This is a genomic window from Chlorogloeopsis fritschii PCC 6912, from assembly GCF_000317285.1.
GTDB classification, from domain to species: Bacteria; Cyanobacteriota; Cyanobacteriia; order Cyanobacteriales; family Nostocaceae; genus Chlorogloeopsis; species Chlorogloeopsis fritschii.
Genome location: NZ_AJLN01000081.1, coordinates 71320 through 89234 on the forward strand (window position 1 = coordinate 71320; position 17915 = coordinate 89234).

Below are 17915 nucleotides of genomic sequence, written 5' to 3' on the forward strand. Positions count from 1 at the left end.
TTTTCAGACTTCATACTTTTTTATTTATGGGTAAGTTAGTAGTTCTGAAATTCTCAGACGGTAGTTTTGACAAAGGGTTTGCTGTCACGCTGCAAATTGGCGCAGAAGGTGAGCTACCTTCATCGGAAATTGCAGGCAGGCTACCTCCGGCAATCGAATTGTTACAAATGTATAGAGAGTGGCAGTCTAGTTACCTGAAGATGGGCAACCGTTATCGCCTATCTGCCGACAAGGTACAGGTAACAAATGTATCAATAGTTCAAGACTGTGACCAAACTGCTTATATTTTGCGATCGCATCTCAACAGTTGGCTACTGGCTCCAGAATTTCGTCCTGTTCGGGAAAAATGGCTAGAACAATTGTTGCCTGCGGATGAAGTGCGAGTCATATTGCAAACAGATAATCGCGATCTGCAGCGGTTGCCCTGGCATCTTTGGGATGTCATGGAACGTTACCGTAAGGCTGAAATTGCTATAGCACCTCTGAGATACGAACGAATAGCTTCCAAAAAAACACTTAATCATAAGGTAAATATCTTAGCGATTCTCGGCAACAGTCAGGGAATTAATACTCAAAGAGACAAAGCATTGTTGGAGGCTTTGCCTGGGGCTGATGTAAGTTTTTTGGTAGAACCACAACGAAAAGAATTAAATGACTTTCTCTGGCAGAAAAACTGGGATATTCTTTTTTTTGCTGGACACAGTTCTAGCCAAGGCAATAATGGTGCTGGGCGAATATTTCTCAATCAAACTGATAGCCTGACTATTAGTGAATTAAAATACGCCTTAAGAAAAGCTGTAGAGCGGGGCTTACAACTGGCAATTTTCAACTCTTGTGATGGTTTGGGACTGGCAGAACAGTTAGCTGACTTACATATTCCTCAAATAATTGTCATGCGCGAACCTGTTCCTGATTTGGTAGCGCAGGAGTTTTTAAAGTATTTTCTAGAAGGATTTGCTGCTGGTGAGCGTTTTTATTTAGCAGTGCGGGAAGCAAGAGAACAACTGCAAGGATTGGAAGATAAATTTCCCTGTGCTAGTTGGTTACCAGTAATTTGCCAGAATCTTGCGGAAGCTCCATCCGCCTGGCAAGACATTACTGGCAGGATTGCTGTCAAAAAAGCAGTTAAACCAATTGCTATTTCGTCTTTTGTGCGTAATTTCACTCAAATATTACTTGCCAGCGCGGTGATAAGTACAACAGTGGTGGGAGTAAGATTTTTTGGGCTTTTACAACGTTGGGAATTACAAGCTTTTGATGGCATGATGCGATCGCGCTCTGTTGTTATCGATGAAGGGCCAGATCCGCGCCTTTTGTTGGTAACAATTAATGATGCTGACATTGCCGCCCAACGCCATGAAGGCGAACCTTTAAAAGGCACATCTATTTCTGACAAATATCTCAATCTTCTATTGGAGAAACTTCAACAGTACCAACCTCAAGCGATCGGTTTAGATATCTACCGCGATTTCCCTGCTGAATCTCCAGATTTAATCAAGCGCCTCAAAGAAACCGACAATTTAATCGGGGTTTGTAAAGGTAGTTACGCCAGAGCCAATACCACTGGCATTGCACCGCCACCAGAAATTCCCCCTCCCCGTTTAGGTTTTAGCGACTTCGTCAATGATGAAGATGGAGTGGTGCGTCGGCATCTACTAGCTATGAAACAAGAAGCAGCATCACCATGCCCTGCAAACTATGCCTTCAGTACGCAGCTGGCAATCCATTATTTGCACTCTCTCGGCATTCAACCGCAGTTTACATCCCAGGGAGATTTACAGCTTGGTCAAATTATTTTACAACGCTTGCGATCGCGAAGGGGCGGTTATCAAAACATCGACACTAATGGCGGTCAAATACTGCTAAATTATCGTTCTGGCAAGCAAGTTGCCGAACAAATCACGCTGACACAACTTTTATCAGCTCCAATCAACCCTAATGCCATCAAAAACCGAATTGTGCTTATTGGCGTTGCTGCCAAAGGTGATTTCCCAGATTATTGGGCTACATCCTATGGGACTGAGTTAGATAAACAACAACCAGGAGTATTACTACAAGCCCATATGATTAGCCAAATTCTGAGTGCTGTTCTCGATGGACGTTCTTTACTTGTAACATGGCACCCACTAGCTGAGGTAGTGTGGATCTGGATTTGGGCTGTAGCAGGAGGATTGCTCGCTTGGCAAATACGACATTCACTGCCACGCTTGGTAGCGATTGTGATTGTTTCCTCTGGAATTGTTTACATTATCTGCTTGAGTTTGTTGATCCGGGGGTATTGGGTGCCTTTTGTACCCTCAGTACTGACACTACTCGGTACTGTTAGCGTTACATCAATTCAGTATTCAAAATTAAGAAGTCAAAATTGATCGGCTGATTAATTTTTAAGAGTTAATAGGTATAGTTACTTAATATTGGACAATTATTGAAATGAGGGAGGGCGTATGAAGATTAGTTTACCATCGGTCAAACTGGTTGTAGCAGTTGCCCTCAGCAGCACTGGCTTTCTAAGTAATATTACGTTATTTTCAGCACAGTCTTCTGTGCCAATTCCAACAGCAACTCCAAAACCAATCTTAAATCCATCACCACCAGCTACTCCTTCTCATGGTAAGGGAAGAGTGCGTGTTGTTTTGCCAGAACTGCCTCCAGGACTAGGCCCTGCTCCTGGGGGACGCAGATTTGGTGGAGCCACAAGGGGAGAATGTCCGGCTGTCAAAATGCCCTTAACTGCTTTAGTTCCTTTAACAAAGCAACCACCATCGATAGTCAATGTCTGGGGATTGACGACGCAAGAATATCCAAAATTGTGGTTTTACCTACCCTACACCACTAGTTTTGCCTACCCAGCTGAGTTTACGGTGCTAGATGATGAGTCCAAAGATCCACTCTACACAAGTGCGATCGCTTTACCGAAACAAGCAGGCGTAATTGATGTTCCTTTACCTGCTAGCATTGCTGCGCTAAAAGTAGGCAAACGATACCGCTGGTTCTTGAATATTTACTGCGATCGCGAAAAACAATCAGCTCCTGTTTATGTTGAAGGAGTGATTATACGCACAGGAATTAATCAAGCTTTGGCGAAACAACTGCAAAAAGCAAAACCGCTACAGCAAGTCGTAATTTATGCTAACAATGGCTTCTGGCATGATGCTTTGACAAAATTAGCAGAACTACGCCAACAACATCCTCACAATCGCTACCTCCAGACAGAGTGGACAAATTTGTTAACAGCGATCGGCTTAAATGATTTGGCAACTCAACCTTTAGTTTCTAATTAATCGTGAGTTTTCCAAGCTGCACCAAGCTCAACAACAGCCAACCATAAGGTAGGCACTACCTAATTTTCCTCAAACCCTTATTTTTAGGTTGGGAACAGTGCCCACCCTACAAAAATTGCTTACTGCACCAAGCTCAACAACAGCCAACCATAAGGTGGGCACTACCTAATTTTCCTCAAACCCTTATTTTTAGGTTGGGAACAGTGCCCACCCTACAAAAATTGCTTACTAGGTTCAACCTGGTAACTAGGGTGGTGGGCTGTTGTAACAGAAGATGTCTATTGAATCAATCTTTCTTACAATAAATAAATTTTTGTATAAATTTATATTTTCAGTAATTTCAATTATCTATTTAGTGTTAATCTTATGAGATTTTAATGAGTAATCAAAAAGCTGTGATTAATGACATCTCAGGCAGTAAATAATTACTCAGCAAGTACAATCTACCTGAGTAAGCAACTATGGGTATTTTCTGACATGAAATCGAAAATACCTCTCAGTAACATCAATCTGCTTGCCAATCCCAGAAAAATAAATCAAAATTGCTCATCTTCTCTTAAAAAAGTTTAATTAAAAATCCTTTAAAAAAATATAAACGTGAGACAGATGCGATCGCCAAGCAAGGTAGAGTTGAGGTTAAGTATAAAAAGACACGATTATCTTTGTAACAAAAGAAATAACTCGGTTGTATAATTAGCGCGATCTGCCTTAGAAAAAACAGCTATTAGGACAGGCTAGTTTTCTGTTTACTCTATCTTCAATTAAAAAGCATATGTGGCAAAAAGACAAAAAAGATAGTTCCATAGTCAATCTGGCATTACTGCTGACATTAGCAACAACCCCGATGACAGCAAATCTGGTGCTGTCAGAACCAGCACTAGCCCAATCTGCTGCTGATGTTCCGTCTTTCTCACTGCCGTCAACAGTACCAAGTGATACAGTAGTACGGATCGATGGTTCGAGTAGCATGGCTACAATTAACCAAACCATGAAAGAAAGGTTTGAGCAACAGTTTGCTGGTGCCAGGGTAGAAGTAGCAGCTAATGGTACTGAGGCGGCACTGAAAGCTTTACAAGAAGGGACGATAGATATAGCAGCAATTGGCCGTGGTTTGACACCAGAAGAGAAAGCGCAAGGTTTGGAACAAGTTAGGTTACGGCGAGAAAAAATAGCGATCGTAGTAGGTGCAGACAACCCCTTCAAAGGCAGTTTGACGAATCGGCAATTTGCCAGGATCTTTCGAGGACAAATTACAAATTGGTCACAATTAGGGAGACGCCCAGGAAAAATTCGGGTTATAGATCGTCCAGCTACAAATGAATCTAGACAAGCTTTTCGCAGTTATCCAGCTTTCCGACGAGCTAAATTTGCTACAGGTGCTACTGCTACCCAACTAACTGATGACAACACCGCCGAAGTGATCAAGCAATTAGGTAAAGACGGCATTAGCTACGTTTTAGCCAGTCAGATATCTAAACTCGAAGGTGTGCGAGTTCTCAGGATACATAACACTTTGCCAGAAGATTCTAGGTATCCTTTTTCACAACCGTTTGTCTACGTTTACAAGAAAAATTCCAGCCCAAACGTGAGTAGTTTTTTGGGCTTTGCCACCAACTCGCCCGGAAAGCAAGCTGTGCAGGCTGCGATGACTGCTGAAGCAGAAGCGATCGCCGCCAGCTTATCTCAAGGAGAAACTCAGACACCAGCTACAGCAACGGTTCCCTTTACTGCGACTGCAACACCCACTCCAGAAGAAATTCCAGCTACAAGCGCTTCACCGACAACAGTTACTGAATCTCCAGCGACTGTAACTGATGCAAATATTCCCACTGATAACAATCAAACAGAGCAAAACCAAACAGCACTTTGGTGGTTGGTGTTACCCGTTTTAGGCTTAGGCGGAATATTACTGTGGTTGTTGCGAAGAAAACCCAAAAATAAGACACAAGAAGTTGTCGCAACATCCGAGCCAACTCCCGCTCTAGAAGAAACGCGATCGCCCCAGATGGCAGGTGTTGGTGCTGCTAGCAATGGTGCAACTCAAATCGGTGAATCCAACCTGCTACAAAAAATATCTAAAATTTCATCTCACCAAAATCAAGCAGAAAATCTTACGCATAATAATGGAAATTCTGTAGCAGCAGGAGCAACCTTATTATCGAGCAAAGATTCACAAATAGTAGACCGCGATCGCACATTTACTGAGGTTGATGAAACAACGATTAAATCAACACCTCCAGTCACACCCTCTTTTGCTGAGACAACTGGATTTGATTTAGAAGCGCCGGTGACAGTTGTTAGGAATTCCTACACACCATTACCAGATTCACTTCACGCTCCTGCTCAGGAGATTCCGCCAACAACACCAACAGAAACTACATCTGGGGAGCAACTATTTGCTCAAGGAGCAGACACCGATTTGCAGAGAACTTCAGTTAATAATAGTGATGTTGAAGTAGTAAAAGATGGATATCCCTCACTTCCAGATGTTTGGGAAGATATATCTGAAGAGAAAATCTTGTCAACACAAGTAATAACTACTTATTCAGAACCACCAGATGTTCCGCAGATTTCATTAGATGCAGAGGTAAAATCGCCACAAGAAGATCCTACACCTCCCACAGTGGATGAGATTCCGGAAACACAAGACATAGCTTTTGTGCCCGAACCACCAAACGCTGCTGAAGTTTCATTGCCGGATTTAGAAACACCAAACATAATTGACAGTACTGCATATCCTCCCTTACCCGATGTTTGGGAAGAAATTACTCAACAAGATGTACAATCTGCACATCCAACAGCTGCAATCGAGGAACTGCCTGATGTTTCCAACCTTGGTTCGGATTTAGAAACATCAGTTGCAATGAATACTTCCGCTCCGGAACTACCCGATCTGGGCGAAGATGAATTGGGTATGCAAGCGCAAGCCGGAGAAGATACAGTAATTCAGGAAGATACAGTATATCAGGAATTATCTACCCCCAGTTCTAATGTTTTAGAAGACATAACTCAACAAGATAGCAACTCGGAAACTGATTCAACTATCGGGCCATGGGCTACAATTTACGGCATCCACGATAATGAAAATTTAAATGCCCATTTGGAGATTCCCAGTACTGATGAAACTGCATTAGTGGATAAAGTAAATGCTCAAGCTCAATATTTAGATGTTGAGAACAGAATTGTTCTTGTACCTCGTACTCCCAAGTGGGCTTATGTATGTTGGCAGGTTGCCGATACTACCAAGGAAATGCTGCGGCAGCGCGGTGGTTCTCAATTTGCATTGAGACTCTATGATGTTACTGGCATCGATTTGAGTTATCAAACTCCCGTTCTTGTACAGCAATATGAATGTGAGGAAACAATTTGCGATCGCTATGTAGCTATTCCTGCGAGCGATCGCGATTATATGGCAGAACTTGGCTATGTAACTGATGATAGTCGCTGGTTGTTACTTGCCCGTTCAGGTGTTGCTCGTGTATTCAACCGTCCAGAGAAAGATTTTTGGTTCATAGCAGATGCAGAACTGATTATCCACGGAGCCACGGAACCTGGTTCAAACGTGAATATTGGCGGTCATCCGATTAAACTTAAACCAGATGGTACCTTCCACTTGCGCATACCTTTCACAGACAGCTTAATCGAATACGTGATGAATGCCACTGCTGCTGATAGCGAAAAAACTAAATCCATTCGCGTGAAGTTTTTTCAAGAAACTCCAACAGAGTATTCTGAAAGTTAATTCACATTATGATGTGAATTAAAAATTATGTTTTAGAAATCGAACACTGTCTTGGAAAGCTTTGATCGGAGGAAACCTCCGCTCAAACTTTCCGCAGATGGACACAGATAAACACAGATAAATCATCTGTGTGCATCTGTGTTTATCTGTGTTCGTTATCATCAATAGACAGGACTTTTAAGGAGTCGGGGATCTATGTTTTTTAGCAATAAAAGAGTTTTAAAACTGTTCCCCCAACCCGTTTCCCTTTCCCTGCTTTATCTTGCATTCAAATAATCTGCCAAAGCTTCAGAACCACCAATACGTTTGCCATCAATAAAAACTTGTGGAACCGTCGTTGCACCTGTTATTGCTTGCAAAGAACGAGTTGTTGCATCTTTACCCAAAACAATTTCTTCGTAATCAAAACTGTTTTCTTTTAGCATCTGTTTGGCACGAGCGCAGTAGGGGCAACCGGGTTTTGTAAATAGAGAAATCAAATTTGGTTTCGCCGCATTTGGGTTGATGTATCTAAGCATTGTTTCTGCATCAGATACCTTAAATGGATCGCCCGGTTCTTCTGGCTCAATAAACATTTTCTCAATGGTGCCATCCTTTACTAACATGGAATAGCGCCAGGATCTTTTGCCAAAACCTAAGTCTGACTTATCCACGAGCATTCCCATTTCTTCGGTAAATTCACCGTTACCGTCTGGTATAAAACACAAATTATCTGCTTCTTGATCCTTTGCCCATTCACTCATCACAAAAGGATCATTGACAGAGATGCAGATAATATCATCTACACCGTTTTCTCTAAAAGTCTTTGCCAATTGGTTATAGCCTGGAACATGAGTTGAAGAGCAGGTAGGGGTAAATGCTCCTGGCAAAGCAAAAACTATTACGGTTTTACCTTTAAATAGCTCGTCAGTTGTCACATTCACCCACTGATCGTTCTGGCGCACACGGAAGGTAACGTTGGGTACTTTTTGTCCTTCGTGGTTTGGCAACATTAAGTTTAGCTCCTTGATTTAAATTCTTTCTAAAGCGTACTCATTATGATTATGGATGTCAATATGCAGATTTTGTCAGCAAACCGTAAGGTGGGCACAGCCCACCCTACACAAACTGCTAGAAAATATTCTCCACACCCATCACATTAAGATTCTCTTCCAGATGCCCAAGTGTCACGCCATTTAACAGTACCTTCGCTAGCAATCACCCAGCGACGAGAAACAAGGTTTTCCCGCAGGGGAGAACGCCCTTCTCGTAACATAGCGTATTTATAATTGATCAACTTACCAGCACTTTCGTTGAAGGGAATTTCGCCAAACCAGGTGTTAGAGTTGATGTATTCTAGGGGATGTGCTTTGCCAATATCCCAATTACCGAGTTCGGGACAATCTCCAATCACAACAATTGTTTCTCCAGGTTGGGTGCAGACGCCATTTAATTGTACTCTGACAATTGTTTGTCCTTTGACGCGTTCCCCAACATGGCTAATTGCGATCGCTTCTTTGGGAGCAAGTTCTAGGTTATAAATTTTTCCATCTTGGACTTCAAATTTGCGCCCTGTCAACAAGCAAGTATGTTCTCGATCTGGCAATTCTGTATCTACTACGTCTAGCGTCACAGCATCACCTCTGTTTAAAGCCACAAAACAGCGAGAATCGCGGTAGCGGCGCACGTAGCAATAAACATCTGGGGTAATATATTTTTGCCACTGACTGCCCATTGAGATGGCTGGGTTGAGACGGCGCAATCCCGAAAGCTTGCGTATATCTCGATAGATAGGAGTATCAGTATCCCAACTTTCCATCATCGGACGATTGTAGGGATCGTTATTGCCGTAAATATTGCGATCGCCATTGGTATCATTATGCAGATATTGTTCCGTCCCATAAAACAGGCAGGGAATTCCACGAGTCGTCATCAACAAAATCACTGCCAAGCGTAAAATATCATGGTCGGGATTGACAGTTAAAAAGCGGTGCATATCGTGGTTATCGATAAAGGTGATTAGTTCTGTCGCACCGTTGTAGCGATAGTCTTCATCCAGTACATTCTGAACTAAATAAAATCCTTTATCATCATAGGCTGCTAAAGCTTGCCGAATTGCCATGCACAACCCAAAGTCAAGAATTGTCATCCCAGAATTGTTGGTGAATTCAACCGCGCGATCGTCTCCGGGGTTGCTGTAAATCCATTCCCCAAAAATGAAGACATCTGGCTTGTGGTTGTACATCTCGCCTGTAAACTCTTGCCAAAACCAAATCGGCATATGCTTGACTGTATCCACCCGCAGTGCATCCACACCCCGATCCAACCACTGCTTAATTGCAGATTTAATATAGTTGCGGTACTGAACATTGTTTTCGTTAAAAGTGGCTAATCCTGAAAGTTCACAGTTTTGAACTTGCCACTCATCTTCCCAATTGCTAACTTCGCCGTAGTGATGATACCAATAGTCTTTATCATCATTGAAGTCAGCAATTTTGACTCCATCATCGTACAATTCACCCTTACAACCGCCTGTGTCTGGGCTGCTGTGGTTGCAGACAATATCTAGCACGAGCTTCATTTTACGCTTGTGCAATTCTTCAATTAGGCGATCGAAAACAGTGTTTCTGGTTTCTTGAGTGTTATTGAGAGAAGGATCGTCATCAGCAGCAATAAAGCGAGGATTTAAGCGTTTAAAATCTTTTGTCCAGTAACCATGAATCGCAGCACTTTGAATAAATAATTGCTCAACTTGCTCAAATAAGGGGGTTAGCCAAATTGCAGTCACTCCCATATTTTTGAGATAATCTAGTTTGTCAATTACTCCTTGCAAGTCTCCACCCCAGTACTTGCCCCAATCTTGGGCATTTGGATCGTAAAGTTCTGGATTGGGGCCTTCACTGTTATTTGGATCGCCATCAAAAAAGCGATCTACTACAAGAAAATAGATTGTTTCTTGGCGAAACTCAATATCTCTGGTGTAAAGAAATTCTAAATCAATATCTGAATCTGGTTTTGGTGATTGAATAATTGCTTCTACTTCTGCTGCTGGATTTTCTACTTTATATTGAGCGTCTGATGTTTGAGATGGAGGATTTGCTACCATAGTGAAGTGATAACCAAGCAATATATTAAGGAACGATCGCAGAACTGTAATTTTGCTGAAGACTATCGCTTCATTACATACTTCTGTCAATCGACAGTATCTATTTAATTTAAAAAAAATAAATCTATCCAAAGTTAGTTTTGTTATTAAATCTTGAGAGAGATATGAAATTAATTATTTTTTATATTATTATAAAAGGTTAAAATTTTAAAAATAAAGATGTATGGGCGTGGCAAAGCTAAATTTGTGCAATCAGCCTTGTGCTTTTATTTTCAAATAAATCGACCACAGATGAACACAGATAAACACAGATTTTATCGGTGTCTATCGGTGCCCATCTGTGGTTGTAATTAACCTAGATCGTGATTGTTGCAATAAGTCTATTATATGAGTAGTCAAGTATTGTGAAGACAGAGTTACTACAAGCTTTTTCTGTTGCATCATTTTAGCCTTACCACGCCAGAATTAATAGAATACTTGTAAAGTAATTTTTGAATTTTTAAGTTTAATTTTTATACCGATTTCTTAAAATAGAATGATTTAAAAATAGTAATTTGTCAATTAAACAACAATTAAAAATAAAAAGAGTTAGGATGAATAGAGAATATTAATTATCCTATAGATTGAGTTAATAGAAATATACTTATCTAGCTATTACACTATAGTAGGATATAATTCTTCTACCCATTTCTTGATTAAGAGGGTAAAAAATTGCTGGCACAAAGTCCGATCATTGCCTTTACTATTCTTATACTCGTCATCTTTACAGTACCACCAATTTTTGAGCGATTTCGCCTACCTGGGTTGGTAGGTTTGTTGGTAGCTGGTGTAGTACTGGGTCAAAATGGGCTAAATCTGCTCAATTCTGAATCTGAAACTATCAAGCTGCTATCGGAAATCGGCAAAGTTTACTTGATGTTTGTGGCAGGCTTAGAAATTGATTTAGAGCAATTTCGCAAAACTAGAAATCGTTCAATTGGATTTGGAACACTGACTTTTTTAGTACCACTAATCACTGGCATTTTTATCGGGCGTTTATTTAATTTTAGTTGGAATGCTTCGGTTTTGATTGGTTCTTTGCTTGCCTCTCATACTCTCTTAGCTTATCCGATTGTTAGTCGCTTGGGTGTGGTAACAAACGAAGCTGTAACAGTCACAATTGGCGCTACAATTTTCACCGATACGGGTGCTTTGCTCGTTTTGGCAATTTGTGTAGGAATTCATGCTGGAGAATTCACAGCTTTAAGTTTAGTTACGCTTTTAGCTGGATTAGCAATTTACTCTATTGTAGTTTTATTTGGCTTTGACTGGCTAGGAAAAGAATTTTTCCGTCGCTCAGGAGATGAGCAAGGTAATCAATTTTTATTTATATTGTTGGCATTATTTATAGCCTCGGTAGGAGCGCAGGTAATTGGAGTTGAAAAAATTGTTGGTGCGTTTTTAGCAGGTTTAGCTGTCAATGATGTTTTAGGGCGTAGCCCAGTTCGAGAAAAGGTTGAGTTTGTCGGCAGTGTTCTATTTATCCCTTGTTTCTTTGTAGATATGGGGCTGCTGATTGATATTCCTGCTTTTGTTAAAACTCTGAGTTCAGTTTGGCTGACTTTGGCAATTGTAGTGGGGTTAATAGGTAGCAAATTTGTTGCAGCATTCTTAGCTAAATTACTGTACCGCTACAATAACGCAGAATTGCTGACGATGTGGTCATTATCACTACCGCAGGTAGCAGCTACATTGGCAGCAACTTTAGTTGCTTATAAAACCTTCAACTCTGCTGGAGAGCGGTTGATTAATGAGGGTGTTCTCAACAGTGTAATTGTGCTGATGCTAGTGACTGCAATTATTGGCCCCATCATTACATCACGATTTGCAACTACACTCACAGTCCCGCAAGCAAACTTAGCAACAAATAAACTCTCCAGTTGGTGGCAAAACAGTATGGGTGAAGTGGAGGAGCAAACACCCACACCCAGTCCATTTACTGTCGTAGTTCCAATTTACAATCCCAAAACCCAGCGTTATCTGATTGAAATGGCAGCGCTGTTAGCACGTCACGAATCTGGAAGGATTGTACCACTTGTGATCGCAGTCGGTCGAGTTCATATGGATGATCCGCAATTAAATGCAGCACTCAGCCAATGTCGGCAAAGATTGGAAGGTGCTTTAGAAATTAGTCAAGAATTTGGGGTGGAGGCATCACCAGCAGTTCGGATTGATGACGATGTGGCTTTAGGAATTAGCCGCACCAGTCGAGAAGAAAACGCCAATTTAGTAGTGATGGGTTGGTCGCGTAATACAGGTTTGCGTGCTCGCTTATTTGGTAATGTAATTGATAGTGTGTTTTGGTCTTCTCACTGTCCGGTAGCAGTTACAAGGCTTTTAAACAGTCCAACAAAGATTCAGCGCATTCTTGTACCAGTGGGGAATTTTACACCGCAAACTATAGGCGCTGTCAGGTTTGCCCAAATTTTGGCTGATGTTAATCAAGCGCAAGTAGTTTTATTACACGTGTGCGATCGCCGAACACCTCAAGCACAAGTGAGCAAATTTGAGTCGCAGCTTTCTGAGATTGCTTCTCAAAGCAAGTTGCATGTAAATACTAGCATCAAAACCATTGTTAATGATGATATTGCCAGAGTAATTATCCGCGAAGCCGAGGCATTTGATTTAGTTGTGATGCGTTCTACTCGTTATCGTACTGCTGGTGGATTAGCTGTCAGTGAAGTCACAACCGAGGTAATTAAGGAACTCAATTGTTCAATTGTATTGCTAGGAGAACCCCACTCTTAAATCCCGGCTGTATAACATAGGACTTATGCAAAATTCCTCTTAAATCTTTTTTCCTTCGTATCCTCCACGCCTGGAGTGGTTTATTATTCCATCACTCGTGCGCAAGTCCTGTAACAATAAAAAAGTCGTATAACAAAAATAAAGTTATACAAATTATGGGGATTACCAAAAAATAAATTACCCAATAATGTAGCGACAAAATATCATGCACTAAATTAGCTGTGTCACGCCAGTAGCAACTTCTGCCTTCCCTGTAGCAAATTCCGCCTTCACGTTTGGGTGTTTTGCGCAGTCTGTAGCAGCTTCCGCCTTCGTGTTCAAGAAGAGCCAGAGGCTCTTAATTCTCGTTACCAGGTTAAACCTGGTAACGAGCGTGGTGGGCTGCTCTGCTGCCTCCTTTACTGTTGTAACTGGTGCAAAATTTGAGATTTGAAATCAGGCGGGTTTTGTCTGTCGCAAGCGTACTGCGCGTCAAAGCGCAGTTTTGCCCAAGTAAGTAGCACGATTAAACCGTAGACGAGTAGTATGTAAAGTTTTGTGGGAGTAAAGAGGAAAGGTTTTTCTTTTACCTTTCCCTTTACTTGCACAACAGAAGTCACAAGACGCTTTGCGAAGTTCAGAAATTGGGAGGAGCACAGAAGTAGGAAACTTCAGAAATTTTTGATCCGTCTGAAAAATACATTTGGTTTTGACAATAGCAAAAGAAGGTGTAGCTTGGTTTAATAGTAAAAACGACAGTGCTGTATAAATTACTATAAAGTCTATTTCTACCAAGTATGACTAAAAAAGCTCTGATTACCGGATTAACTGGGCAAGACGGCTCCTACCTCGCCGAACTTCTTTTAGAAAAAGGCTACCAAATATATGGTTTAGTCCGTCGTTCTAGCACCAGCAACCTAGAACGGATCAGTCATCTTTTCAACCAGATCCAAATTGTATCTGGCGATCTATTGGATCAGTCTTCACTCATGGATGTTGTGAATGACTGTCAACCGGATGAAATTTATAACCTTGCTTCCCAAAGCTATGTTCCTCTTTCTTGGAAACAACCCGCTCTGACTGCAGAATACACAGCCCTTGGTGTTTCCCGTCTTCTAGAATCGATTCGACGCTGCAAGCCAGATGCTAAATTTTACCAAGCTTCTAGTAGTGAAGTGTTTGGTCAACCTGATGAATCTCCTCAAACTGAACGTACTGCTTTTCGCCCGCGTAACCCTTACGGTGTTGCCAAAGCTTACGCCCACTGGATGACAGTTAATTATCGCCAACAATATAAACTCTTTGGCTGTTGCGGTATTACCTACACTCACGAATCTCCACGTCGCGGTACAGAGTTTGTATTTCGCAAAATCACGCGTACTGCCGCGATGATTAAACTAGGTTTAGCCAATGAATTGAAGCTTGGTAACTTAGATGCTCGACGTGACTGGTGCTACGCCAAAGATGCGGTGTGCGCGATGTGGATGATGCTCCAGCAAGAAAAACCAGATGACTATATTATTGCTAGTGGCGAAACTCACTCAGTACGGGAGTTAGTTGAGTGTGCTTTTAATTGTTTGGGATTGGATTGGCAGGATTATGTATCTGTCGATCCTGCTTTTTACCGCCCAGATGAACCTGTACAATTAGTTGGTTGTATTTACAAAATCAAAGCACAATTAGGTTGGAAACCCCAGTATTCCTTTCAACAGTTAGTAGAGTTAATGGTTGATCGCGACTTGAAGGAATTGAGTGACAATCCGTAATTAAGATTAAGCAGGCGGAATCAAAGCGATACGCGTTAAGGAATAGAAAGAGACAGTTAGCGATTCTGAATCCAAAATGAGATCAAATACTTAAGGAGGACAATTATGCAATCAACACCTGAAATTCAAACCAAGGTTGCGAATTTTCCCCTTGGTGTTAATATTTCAGGTTATGTAAACAGTGAATTTGGACTTGGTGAAGGAGTCAGAGGAACCATTAGAGCTTTAGAAGCTGCTGGTATTCCTTTTGTAATTAACAATTGCAATTTCAATACCATGCATAGGAAATTAGACTCTACTTACACAGATTTCTCTGACGAAAATCCTTATCCAATTAACATTGTGCAAGTCAATGTGGATATGATACATACTTTTATCAATTCCACTAGCCCTGCATATTTTCAAAAAAAATATAACATTGGATTTTGGGCATGGGAGCTTCCAGAATTCCCAAAAGAGTGGCTACCTGCTCTTAATCTTTTCCATGAAATATGGACTCCAAGTAGTTACTGCACAGAAGCGATCGCGCCTGTATCTCCAATTCCGGTACTGAAGGTTATGCATAGCATCTCCCTTCCGCAACCTTCAGCCACAAAACAAGCACTAGGTTTGTCTGATAACAAATTTATTTTTCTTTTTATATTTGATTTTTGCAGCATTTTTGAACGTAAGAATCCCATAGCAATTGTTGAAGCATTTCAAATAGCATTTGGGAAAGAAAATCAAGATGTATTGCTAGTAATTAAATTTTCTAACGCTAAATATTTCCCTGAGCACCTCCAGAAATTTAAAGCTTTCGTAGCAAACTTTAAAAATATCAAATTAATAGATGATTATTTACTAAAAGATGAACTGAATGCGCTCATCTACCACTGTGATTGTTATGTTTCTTTGCATCGTTCTGAAGGATTTGGGCTGACGATGGCAGAAGCAATGTTTTATGGCAAACCAGTAATAGCAACTGCCTATTCAGCTAATACTGAATTTATGAATATCGGTAATAGTTTCCTTGTCAAATACTCTTTAGTGAGATTAACAGAAGATTACGGCTCTTACAAAAAAGGGAATGTCTGGGCAGAGCCAGATATTGCTCATGCGGCAGATTTAATGCAATATGTATTTAATAATTATGAAGAAGCAAAACAGGTTGGTGCTAAAGCAGCCCAAGATATCCAGTCTTTATTAAGCCCAAAAGTAATTGGAGAAAAAATTAAAAAAAGACTGGAATATATAATGCAAATCAAGAAGGATAATTCAGAAATTTATCAACTACAAACAGAATTACAATATAAGAACGCAGAAAATTATCGATTACAAACTTTGGTTAACTCGATGGAAAGTAGTAAGTTTTGGCACTTGAGAAATCAATGGTTAAAAATCAAAGAAAAACTTATTTTTAACAATAAAAAATAAAAAAGTATGCAACTTCATACAAATAATAAAATCCAGAAGTTACTAAGGATTTACAGAAGACGAGGAGCGCTAGGTTTATTAAATTTTCTATACCAAATAACTAAATCTCGATTAAAAAATAAAATTGCGTATCAAAAATGGATTAAAAAAAATACTTTAACAGAACAAGATATCACATCTACTTGTCATCAAATTGAGCAATGGCAACTCCGCCCAAAATTTTCAATTATTATGCCTGTTTATAATGTAGAGGCAAAATGGTTGACAAAAGCCATTGAATCAGTTCGCAATCAAATCTATCCAAACTGGGAGCTTTGCATTGCTGATGATGCTTCTACTTATCCTCATATTCGTTCTATATTGACTGATTACAGTAAACTCGATCCACGCATCAAAGTTATATTTCGTACAGAAAACGGGCATATTTCAACTGCTAGTAACTCTGCGTTAGAAGTGGTTACAGGAGAATATATTGCACTTTTAGATCATGATGATGAATTATCAATTGATGCTTTATTTGAAAATGCCAAATTAATTAATCAGTATCCAGAAGCAGATTTTATTTATAGCGATGAAGACAAAATAGATGAGAATGGCAGCCGATTTTCACCTTACTTTAAACCAGATTGGTCGCCAGAATATTTTTATTCTTGTATGTACACCTGTCATTTAGGTGTTTATAGAACTAGCATTATTCGTGAAATTGGTGGTTTCCGCAGTGAGTATGACGGCTCGCAAGATTATGACTTGGTATTAAGAGTTGTAGAAAAAACCAAGAACATTTACCACATTCCCAAAATTCTTTACCACTGGCGCAGTATATCTGTCTCAGCCGCTTCTGGCTCACAAGCAAAGCCTTGGGCTTACACTGCTGGTAGAAAAGCTCTAGAATCTATGTTAGAACGCAGTCTATATTCAGGGCGTGTAGAGGAAACAATCAATCCTGGTATTTATAGAGTTCGGCGCGACATCATTGGAAATCCCCTAGTTAGTATTATCATTCCCAGTGCTGGTACAACGATAAAAACTCCTTCAGGTTCACTGTGTCTGTTGGAAAATTGCCTCCGCAGCATTCAACAGGTGAGTACCTACCGCAACTTTGAAATTATTGTGGTAGATGGTTATGACATTCCCAAAGAAACTTTAGAAACAATCGCTGCTGGTAATGTGGAATTAGTGCGCTGTGCTGAACCATTTAATTTTTCGATGCGAATTAATAAAGGTGCAGTGCAAGCCAAAGGAGAATTTCTGTTATTGCTAAATGATGATACAGAAGTAATTACTCCTGATTGGCTAGAATCAATGTTGGAACTTGTACAACAAATAGAAATTGGTGTAGTTGGTGCAAAGCTTTTGTTTCCTGATGGGAAAATACAGCATACAGGAGTGCTAATTCTGGAAGGAAATCCTTGTCATGCATTTTACGGTTTTGATAACGAAGCTTCTGGTTATTATTGCTCAAATATAGTTAACCGAAACTACTTAGCTGTAACTGCTGCTTGTTTGATGATGCGAAAAGAATTATTTCAACAGTTGGAAGGGATGGATGAGCATTTTCCTTTGAACTATAACGATGTTGATTTATGTTTAAAAGCACATCAAGCGGGATATCGTAATGTAGTAACACCCTATGCTCAATTAATTCACTATGAATCAGCTAGTAGACAAAAAGGTTTAAAACCAGGAGAATGGCATTTATTAAATAATAAGTGGAATAATTACTTTGAATATTTAAAAACAGACCCATACTATAATATAAATCTATCATCAAAAACGGCTAATTTTGAGCTATCCCAATAAGTAAATAGGGTAAGGTTAGAATAATCAGCTTATTTCTATTTCCTATTTACAAAAAGCAGAGT

General features: G+C 40.3%; 10 protein-coding genes. 7 read left to right on the plus strand and 3 right to left on the minus strand.

Features of this window, described 5'->3' with window-relative positions:
* Positions 1–26: 26 nt before the first annotated feature.
* The 3 genes from UYC_RS0115060 (at position 27) to UYC_RS0115070 (ending at position 7023) form a co-directional block, all read left to right on the plus strand.
* Positions 27–2369 carry a CHASE2 domain-containing protein gene (locus UYC_RS0115060; protein ID WP_016872780.1) on the plus strand — a complete coding sequence of 781 codons (2343 nt, stop codon included), beginning with the start codon at positions 27–29 and terminating at the stop codon, positions 2367–2369.
* A gap of 75 nt (positions 2370–2444) precedes the next feature.
* Complete coding sequence (locus UYC_RS0115065; protein WP_016872779.1) at positions 2445–3281, plus strand: DUF928 domain-containing protein; 837 nt, start codon at positions 2445–2447, stop codon at positions 3279–3281.
* A 772-nt stretch (positions 3282–4053) separates the two neighbouring features.
* The gene (locus UYC_RS0115070; protein WP_016872778.1) at positions 4054–7023 is read left to right on the plus strand and encodes a substrate-binding domain-containing protein; all 2970 of its coding nucleotides are present in this window, start codon (positions 4054–4056) and stop codon (positions 7021–7023) included.
* Positions 7024–7280: 257 nt separating this feature from the next.
* On the opposite strand, the gene UYC_RS0115075 is transcribed toward UYC_RS0115070, so the two are convergent.
* Positions 7281–8015, minus strand: coding sequence for a glutathione peroxidase (locus UYC_RS0115075; protein ID WP_016872777.1), 735 nt, complete (start codon positions 8013–8015; stop codon positions 7281–7283).
* Positions 8016–8161: 146 nt separating this feature from the next.
* Complete coding sequence (locus UYC_RS0115080) at positions 8162–10108, minus strand: alpha-amylase family glycosyl hydrolase (RefSeq protein WP_016872776.1); 1947 nt, start codon at positions 10106–10108, stop codon at positions 8162–8164.
* A 711-nt stretch (positions 10109–10819) separates the two neighbouring features.
* Here UYC_RS0115080 and UYC_RS0115085 point away from each other — a divergent pair.
* Positions 10820–12895, plus strand: a complete 2076-nt coding sequence (locus UYC_RS0115085; RefSeq protein WP_016872775.1) for a cation:proton antiporter domain-containing protein — start codon at positions 10820–10822, stop codon at positions 12893–12895.
* Between the two features lie 398 nt (positions 12896–13293).
* On the opposite strand, the gene UYC_RS0115090 is transcribed toward UYC_RS0115085, so the two are convergent.
* Positions 13294–13494, minus strand: a complete 201-nt coding sequence (locus UYC_RS0115090) for a hypothetical protein (RefSeq protein ID WP_016872774.1) — start codon at positions 13492–13494, stop codon at positions 13294–13296.
* 177 nt (positions 13495–13671) lie between these two features.
* Here UYC_RS0115090 and UYC_RS0115095 point away from each other — a divergent pair, with 177 nt between their 5' ends.
* From UYC_RS0115095 to UYC_RS0115105, 3 genes are all read left to right on the plus strand, one after another.
* Positions 13672–14640 carry a GDP-mannose 4,6-dehydratase gene (locus tag UYC_RS0115095; RefSeq protein ID WP_016872773.1) on the plus strand — a complete coding sequence of 323 codons (969 nt, stop codon included), beginning with the start codon at positions 13672–13674 and terminating at the stop codon, positions 14638–14640.
* A gap of 105 nt (positions 14641–14745) precedes the next feature.
* Positions 14746–16053 carry a glycosyltransferase gene (locus UYC_RS0115100; RefSeq protein ID WP_016872772.1) on the plus strand — a complete coding sequence of 436 codons (1308 nt, stop codon included), beginning with the start codon at positions 14746–14748 and terminating at the stop codon, positions 16051–16053.
* Positions 16054–16059: 6 nt separating this feature from the next.
* Positions 16060–17853 (plus strand): glycosyltransferase family 2 protein, encoded by a 1794-nt coding sequence (locus UYC_RS0115105; protein WP_016872771.1) that lies wholly within the window; start codon positions 16060–16062, stop codon positions 17851–17853.
* Positions 17854–17915: the final 62 nt, after the last annotated feature.

Coding starts and splice junctions, on each gene's coding strand:
- UYC_RS0115060 (WP_016872780.1), top strand. CDS start 27: ATGGGTAAGTTAGTAGTTCTGAAATTCTCAGACGGTAGTTTTGACAAA.
- UYC_RS0115065 (WP_016872779.1), top strand. CDS start 2,445: ATGAAGATTAGTTTACCATCGGTCAAACTGGTTGTAGCAGTTGCCCTC.
- UYC_RS0115070 (WP_016872778.1), top strand. CDS start 4,054: ATGTGGCAAAAAGACAAAAAAGATAGTTCCATAGTCAATCTGGCATTA.
- UYC_RS0115075 (WP_016872777.1), bottom strand. CDS start 8,015: ATGTTGCCAAACCACGAAGGACAAAAAGTACCCAACGTTACCTTCCGT.
- UYC_RS0115080 (WP_016872776.1), bottom strand. CDS start 10,108: ATGGTAGCAAATCCTCCATCTCAAACATCAGACGCTCAATATAAAGTA.
- UYC_RS0115095 (WP_016872773.1), top strand. CDS start 13,672: ATGACTAAAAAAGCTCTGATTACCGGATTAACTGGGCAAGACGGCTCC.
- UYC_RS0115100 (WP_016872772.1), top strand. CDS start 14,746: ATGCAATCAACACCTGAAATTCAAACCAAGGTTGCGAATTTTCCCCTT.
- UYC_RS0115105 (WP_016872771.1), top strand. CDS start 16,060: ATGCAACTTCATACAAATAATAAAATCCAGAAGTTACTAAGGATTTAC.